Annotated in this window: 7 protein-coding genes and 1 pseudogene; all 8 read right to left on the reverse strand. The window is 35.6% G+C overall.

The window, feature by feature from the left end:
* Positions 1 to 56: 56 nt before the first annotated feature.
* Positions 57 to 782 (reverse strand): D-proline reductase (dithiol) protein PrdB, encoded by a 726-nt coding sequence (gene prdB, locus P8V03_RS18550; RefSeq protein WP_261670447.1) that lies wholly within the window; start codon positions 780 to 782, stop codon positions 57 to 59.
* Positions 782 to 1,042 (reverse strand): CBO2463/CBO2479 domain-containing protein, encoded by a 261-nt coding sequence (locus P8V03_RS18555; RefSeq protein ID WP_318799309.1) that lies wholly within the window; start codon positions 1,040 to 1,042, stop codon positions 782 to 784. Before P8V03_RS18555 ends, prdB begins: the two co-directional genes overlap by 1 nt.
* Before the next feature lie 9 nt (positions 1,043 to 1,051).
* The gene (gene prdA / locus P8V03_RS18560) at positions 1,052 to 3,181 is read right to left on the reverse strand and encodes a D-proline reductase (dithiol) proprotein PrdA (protein ID WP_318799310.1); all 2,130 of its coding nucleotides are present in this window, start codon (positions 3,179 to 3,181) and stop codon (positions 1,052 to 1,054) included.
* Positions 3,182 to 3,197: 16 nt separating this feature from the next.
* Positions 3,198 to 4,496, reverse strand: coding sequence for a proline reductase-associated electron transfer protein PrdC (prdC, locus tag P8V03_RS18565; protein ID WP_318799311.1), 1,299 nt, complete (start codon positions 4,494 to 4,496; stop codon positions 3,198 to 3,200).
* A gap of 365 nt (positions 4,497 to 4,861) precedes the next feature.
* On the reverse strand, positions 4,862 to 5,746 hold the full coding sequence (locus P8V03_RS18570; RefSeq protein WP_261670443.1) for a sulfite exporter TauE/SafE family protein: 885 nt from the start codon (positions 5,744 to 5,746) through the stop codon (positions 4,862 to 4,864).
* 96 nt (positions 5,747 to 5,842) lie between these two features.
* Entirely contained in the window at positions 5,843 to 6,850 is a 1,008-nt protein-coding gene (locus tag P8V03_RS18575) for a proline racemase (protein ID WP_261670442.1), read from the reverse strand.
* Positions 6,851 to 6,852: 2 nt separating this feature from the next.
* Positions 6,853 to 7,323 carry a glycine/sarcosine/betaine reductase component B subunit gene (locus P8V03_RS18580; RefSeq protein WP_261670441.1) on the reverse strand — a complete coding sequence of 157 codons (471 nt, stop codon included), beginning with the start codon at positions 7,321 to 7,323 and terminating at the stop codon, positions 6,853 to 6,855.
* Positions 7,324 to 7,335: 12 nt separating this feature from the next.
* A pseudogene (locus P8V03_RS18585) lies at positions 7,336 to 7,672 on the reverse strand (proline reductase cluster protein PrdD); the annotation flags it as partial.

Genomic DNA, 7,672 nt, shown 5'->3' on the forward strand with positions numbered 1-7,672 from the left:
TTAAGGCAACGCTTAACTGACGTAAGTTATTTTATAAATTATAGTAAGTTTATAGACTAAACTTTTGCTATATATTCATATGGTAATGGAACTATTGTTCCAGCTGTAGTTATCTTTACAAGTTCTGTTAGGGAATCTTTTACTATTGCAGTTTGCATTTCTGGATCATTTGGTGCACCTGCATTAGCACCCATTGGAACTCTTGGAGCAACTGCTCTTGGAGTACCTGTTTGTTTAACTACTGGAGGTAACGCTGCTATAACTATAGTAGGTATACCTGCCTCTTCAATTGCTCTCTGCACCAATACTGCAGAGCGGTGGCAAGTTCCTCATCCAGCAGTTACTAATACTGCATCTACCCCTTCTTCTTTTAGAATCTTAGCGATAGCTGGACCAGTTTCGTTTTTGAACTTCTCTTGGTTTCCGCCGCCGCCCATAAATCCTATATGAGTTTCTGCAACTTCTTTTATAAAGCCTTCTGCTGCAAGTTCTCTTAATCTATCTATTGGGAACATGCAGTTAACGTCTTTGTTAACGTCTCCGTTATCATATCCACCGTGTGATACCATAAGCTCTGATGATGGAGCATCTCCTGGTATTGTTCTATAAGTGAAATCTCCTGCTAAGTTAAATCTCTTATCTGATTTTAAGTGTACTCCTGCTGCTGTAGCTAATGCTACTTTCATATCTTTTATATCTTTTGTTACAGGAGTCCATACTGGTGGAGGAGTTATAGGTACAAATATTTCTGATTGTAATCCTTTAACAGCTGTTAAATCCATTATAGTTTTCCTTCCTTTCTGTTTCTTATTTCTAAATTACTAACATATTTATCATTGACTTCTTCTGATAAAACTTCAATAAAGCTCATCTTAAAACCAACCTCTTGACCTACTTTTAAAGGATAGTCAGTTATAAGCATCCTCATAGGAATCTTTAAATAACCTAATCTTCCTTTTAAGTCTAATGCTACGGCTCCATCTTGAACCTCAACGATTACGCCTTGCATTTCGATAATCTTATCGCCATATTTTAAATCCATAATTTCCGCCTACTTTGTTGAGTACTTTTCTAGTCTCTTTTGGCTCATTGGAACAACATTTTCGTTTTCTACTAAGTCAACTTTATTTCCAGTAGTTTTTTCTATTAATTCAATATTGCTTTCCTTAACATTTGGATTCCATTTTCTTTCTGAAGCCTTAACTTCTTCTCCAGCCATAGCTGATTTTAGCATTGATAATGCTCTTATAGCATCTTCTGGACATAATGTGTTGCAAGATAAAACTTCATTTTCTATACCAGCTTCTGACTTGTTGTTATCAACCATATACTTCATGTATGGATTACCAACAACTAGAGCACCTTGAACTGCACAGAATGACATACCAACGCATGGAATTCCTCTCATACCGATTTGCTCAATGTGGCTAGCAAAGTCTATGTGGTTGTTTCCGAAACCTTCAGTTGTAACAACAGCTCCGTCAACATCCATAGTTTCTACAAGCATACCCATTCTTTCTGATACGTAGAACTTTTCGCTGTTGATTTGAGGACTTCCCACAAATACAACTCCGCAGAAATCTACTTCTGGATCATTCATAGCCTCTATTACTAATGGCTCTCTCCAGTAGTGTCTTGAACACTCTTTTGATGCAGGTCCTATACAAGTTAATGCGTGGATACCTCCATCTAATACTTCAAGTGGTGATAAAACTACAGGAACGTTTCCTAAGTCAACGTTTGGTTTTCCACCTAATACTCCAACTGGCTCAACAGGAAGAATTAAGTTGTCGTGCATAGCACCTTGACCCATGATTTCTTTAACAACTACAACTTTTTTCTTTCCTTTTCTTCTCTTTTGCTCGAATGTTTCTGTTCTTGCAACTAAAGACTCATCAACTTTCTTTAAAGCTTCTCTTATTTCTTGAGTTATCATATCTGTTGCAGTATGAGCAGCAAGTGGACCTGGTCTTTCCATGTTTGTTCCAGCTGCGATTATTACCTCAGTTTTTATGAATATTTCTCCTTTATCTGGAGCTCCTGGTCTTCCAAACTGAATATTCTCTTCTAATATACCTTCTGATGAACCGAACTCACCTATTTGAACTCCATCTTCATCAGTACCAGTTACCATAACTATTACACCATCAAGTACTCTAGTTGCACCACTACCAAGTTTTGAATCTGCTTCTTTTGTTGCTATTGGTTGAACGTCCATTATTGTTTCACTGTAAGTGTTGTACTTATCTGGAGTTATTATATCAACCTTTATTGATTTAACTAAATGGCTAGCTTTTACAGCATCGTCACAAACATTTTCTCTTATATAAAGAGTTGTTCCTTCTATCTTTGTTTCTGGTCCAAATTGTACATTTTCAATTTTGAAGTATTTTCTTGTAAGTGTTCTTACAACTTTTTCTTCAACTTTTGCTACTACAGCAGCTGGCGCCTCTACTATTGCTTCAACAGCCTTAGCAGCTTGTTGAGCTTTTACTGCTAATGGAGCTTGTGGTACAACTGGTGCAGCTACAGCTCCTGCTATATTTAGAGGTACTTCAATATCGATACCTTTTCCTTCAGCTATCTTAATTTTAAGAACGCTGCCGGATACACTTGTTATTGCTTTTGGTGTTTCTGCCATGATTACTTCCTCCTCATATCCTTCTAACATATCAGGTGTTACAGGAGTTAATGCTGGTGCATCTACTCTTAATGCTCTTCCAATAACTTCTTCTCTTGTTAAAACTACTTCATGTAAATCTATTAATAAAGAGTCTTCAAGTTTTTCGAAGTTCATTGGATTTTCTAGGTCCTCAGCACTTATAGTTTCTCCTGATTTTTTATTATATTTTAAAACTGCTTTATGATTTTCTTGAGTCAGTTCAGCTTGTAAAGCTTCTTCCTCTTCTTTATCTTTAGCAGATGGACCTTTAACGCCTTCTAATAAATCTCCAGTTAAAGGTGTAAGTGAGTCTATTGTCTTAATTAGTTTTGCACCTAAAACCTCACCTATTTTTAAAGCATCTGATGGTATAGTTAATAGTCCTGAATCCTCCATATCTGGGAATATAGCTGGATCCTCTAAGTTATCTGCAGAAATTATTGTTCCTGCTTCTGTTCTACAACACACAACAGCAAATTCATTTTTAAGCTGTTCTGCATGTTCAGCACTCATTGACATGTTAAGTAACCTCCTTTTATTCCTGATGTAATCTTCTAGTTAATGGATTATCAACTGTTCTAAACACATGATCTGTATGATGATATACAGGTAAACCAGCCTTTGGAGCACAATTCATAACTGTATTTGAACAATCGCTACAATTAGCTATCATTATTCTTTCTGCTCCTTCTTTCTTTAACTGCAGAACTGCAGCTGTTTGGCCCGGTCACTCTCCTGGTGTTTTACATTTCATTGCGCCTTTTACATCTACTATATTTTTACACTTAACTACAGAAACTACTTCTGATCCCATCTTGTTTACTACATCTCTTAATCTATGCTCATCAGCGGCACAAGCACAAACAAGAAGGCCCATTTTTCCTTTAAACTCTGGAAGTGGTATAGTAACTATTCCTCCACCAGATGCTTTAGTAACTGTAGCTGTATCTAGCTCTTGTGATTTTCCTGTATATGGTCCACCTACTACAAGTTCACCATATTCTCCATCTATTCCACCAGACTTTTCTATAAGACTCTTTATAGTAGTTCCCACTGGAACTTGGAAGAATACATGTGCCTCTTTTCCACTATTTAGCTTTCCTGCTACTGTGAAATCCTTATCTATTACTGGCTTTCCATCTTCTACTGCTCTTGTTATGTTAGCAAGAGTTTCTGTATTTAACACTACACACTTTGCTTCTACAGGTAATTGTGTAGGCTCAAGCCACTCTCCGAAAATGCTTTTTATTAAAGCTCTTTCTTCACCCATTGGATATAGGTTTTCTACTTCATGAACTTCAATATCAGTTCTACCTTTTAATGCAGCTTTAACTGACTCTACAGCTTTTTTGTTTTTTGCTTTTATTCCCATGTAAGCTTTTGGGGCACCTGTTGACTTCATTGCATATTCTATTCCCCTAATCACTATACCAGGATTTTCTTCTAGTAATTTTGCATTATGTCTAAGTACAGGTTCACATTCAACACAATTTGCAATTATGTATCCATCTGAAATCTGTGTTTTTAATTTAATATGAGTTGGAAATCCAGCACCACCAGCACCAACTATTCCAGCTTCATAAGCAATATCAGCTATACTGTCACATTCCTTAATCTTCACATACTCATCAGATTGATTCTTATCTGCTTCTATGAAGATTTCGCCTTCTGTGATTTTGTAAACCTTTCCTGATACACTAGTATGGATTTTTGCTCCTAAACCATTTGGTTCTGCTATGCATTGTCCTCTTTTTACTTCTTCGCCTTCTTTAACAACAGGAACATCTGGTGCTCCTACGTGCATTTTAAGAGGAAACTTATATAAATTTTCCATACCATCCCTCCTATTCTTATTTACATAAATTATATTAGCAACTTCCATGCCAATAAGTATAGTATTTAAAAAAACTTTATAAAATATGCAAATACAAGGCTTGTCGAGTATAGTTTTTTTATATAGACCTGAAAGTATTCATATTTTTTGTAATATTTTTTGACATATAACGTCTAATAACTGACACATTGTCGTTTTTTTAATTACACACAACGACTTTATAGTGTATTACAGTACGGCTTGAGTCAAAAATTTGACACTATTGATTATATATTTTAAATTTAATTAAAATATATAATTTTTCAATAAAAAAAACAGTCAATAATAGAGAAAAATTCTCTATTATTGACTGTTTATGTTACAAATTACATTTGTGCTTCTACTTCTTTTGGTTTACTAGCTGATTTAAACATCATTCCTGAAGTATATATAATAACTACTATTACTAACCAAGTTAAAACTTTTAGAGGAAGCTCTTTTACAATATATGCCGCTATAAGAACCCCTACAACTCCAAATAATGTTATAGCAAGGGATGCCTTTCTGTCATAAGCACCTTCTTTAACAAACTTAGCTGATGCTACAGGCATTAGAAATGCACAAGATCCCATCATTATAGGGAATGCTACCTTAGGACTCATACCTAGTGCAAATACAAGTGCCATACATGGAGCATATAGTCCTATACCAAGTGTCATAAGCGCTCCTAGAATGAAGTTTCCTATTACTGCAATTATAAGTTTTCCACCTGTAAGTCCTATAGCTTCTCCTCCTATAGGCATTAGCTTTAACTGACTAGCAAGCATTGTTAATGCTACTATTAGTAAAGCTACTCCCATTCCAACTTGTACCTTCTTTTCATCAAGCTTTGAAACAATACCTGCACCTATAAATGCTCCTAATGTAGCAGCTGCTAACATTGCAAATAGAGTTACAGTTTCAACTTTTATTACTGTTATAAATATTAACGCCTCAACAACTACCGGGATTGTACAAGCTACATTCAAGGTTCCTGGTATAGTTCTGTCTTTTGTTAGCTTAAAAAACTTAAGTAAAGCTGTTGTAGGTGCAAAGCTACCTATACCAAGGGTATCCAAGAAATTTGTTACAAATCCAACTGCACCTAATGCAAAGAAACTTGTTTTTTCAATATTTCCCTGTTTTGATGCTTTAGCATAATCAGAAAAGAATATTATTGCAAAATACACTGTCATTACCACGAGCAATCCTAATACAATTTTAATTACCATAAGCTCCCTCCATCCAATAAGTAGTTTATACTACTATTTTATTCTATTTTAATATAAAGCATTACAAAGTTTCAATAATTTTCTGAAAATTATTTTTTATTTTAATACAAAACCATATTTAACTGGGTCTTCAGGGTCTATAAAGAATTGATTATGTCCTGTTATATATGCTGCTCCTGTTATTTCAGGAATTACTGCATCAAAATCTCCGACTTTAGTTTCTCCAATTACTCTTCCTTTGAATTTTGTTTGTATTATGCTTTCATATACAAATTCTTCGTTCATCTTTAATTCGCCTTTTGCATATAAAGTAGCCAATTTTGCACTTGTTCCTGTTCCACATGGTGATCTGTCTAATTGTCCTTGACCAAATACAACTGCGTTTTGCATTGTTGCATCTTCGCTCTTAGCTGGTCCATAAATCTCACATAAGTCTACTGTCTTTATATGTGGAAGTGTTGGATGTTGTATTTCAACTTGCTCATTTACAGCCTTTATAACGTCCATTCCTATTTCTATTATCTTTTGAGCATTTGCTGGTGATATATCTATTCCTAGCTTTTCTGCCTTAACTATTGCGAAGAAGCTTCCTCCAAAGGATATATCCATTGTTACTTTTCCTACGTTAGGCACATCTACTTCTACATCTCTCTTATATAAGAAGGCTGGTACGTTTACTATAGTAACTTCCTTTGCCTTTCCATCTTCAACCTTTACACTAGCTTTTACAAGTCCTGCTGGTGCTTCTAATGTGAAGTTTGTTACAGGCTCTGTTACTGGTACCATTCCTGTTTCCACTGCTACAGTCGACGCTCCTATTGAACCATGACCACACATATTTAAGTATCCGCCGCCGTCCATGAATATTATTCCTAGGTCAGCTTCATCTGTAGTTGGTTGAGTTATTATTGAACCGAACATATCATTATGTCCTCTTGGTTCAAGCATTATAGCTGTTCTTACCCAGTCTAAGTTTTCTTCCAAGTAAGCCTTCTTCTCAGGCATAGTTTTTCCTGGAATATTTGGAACTCCTCCCACTACTATTCTTGTTGGCTCTCCCATTGTATGTGAATCAATTGCAAATATTGTTTTTGAACTTTTCATTTTTAGTCCTCCCTTTTTCTCATTTTTAATTTTAAGAAAGCTAAAGCTTTTTTAGCATCTAGCTCAACAACATTGTTCTCTCCTACAACTTCGGTTTCAATTCCCTCTATCGACTTATTAAAGTCAACTACAGTGTCCATATATTGGTTAGTAACTACAAATTGTGCTTGTGTCCCAACAAAGCTCATTCCTACTACTGGAATTCCCCTTTTTCCTATTTCCTCTAGGGCAGTAGCAAAGTCTATATTACTGTTTCCCCAACCATCAATAGATACTATTGCTCCATCTGCTCTCATAGCTTCTATCCAAGCTGCAGCTCTTTGGGCTGAAAACACTTTGTCTTCATTTTCTTGAGGAGTTCCTGATACTATAATTCCTAGAAGATCTACATCTCCATCATTAGATACTACATTAAGAAGAGGGTCTCTAAAATGATGCAGGGTAGTTTCCTTTGTAGACGGTCCAATTCCCATATTAATCCCCCCCTAATTCATAGCTCTTAATGCTCCATCTCTATATTCATTTGGGCTTACTATCATAGGTACATTTCCCATATCTATAATAGATCTACAGCCTGAGAATCCACCTGGTTCTCTTCCAAACAATCCTGTATCATACATAGCTCCTTGACCTGCAACCTGTTTTAAGATTACTACTTTTTTCTTTCCTGGTTTAACCTTATCGAAATATTCATACTTTTCGTCGCATAGTCTTCCATTTACTTTTTTAAGATAGTCTCTAATTTCTTGAATTATTCTGTCAGAAACTTCGTGGGCTGCCATAGGACCAGGTCTGCTGGTACCTTTTCCAGACTTTAGTGTT

Source organism: Clostridium tanneri, from assembly GCF_033659955.1.
Taxonomy (GTDB): domain Bacteria; phylum Bacillota; class Clostridia; order Clostridiales; family Clostridiaceae; genus Clostridium_AM; species Clostridium_AM tanneri.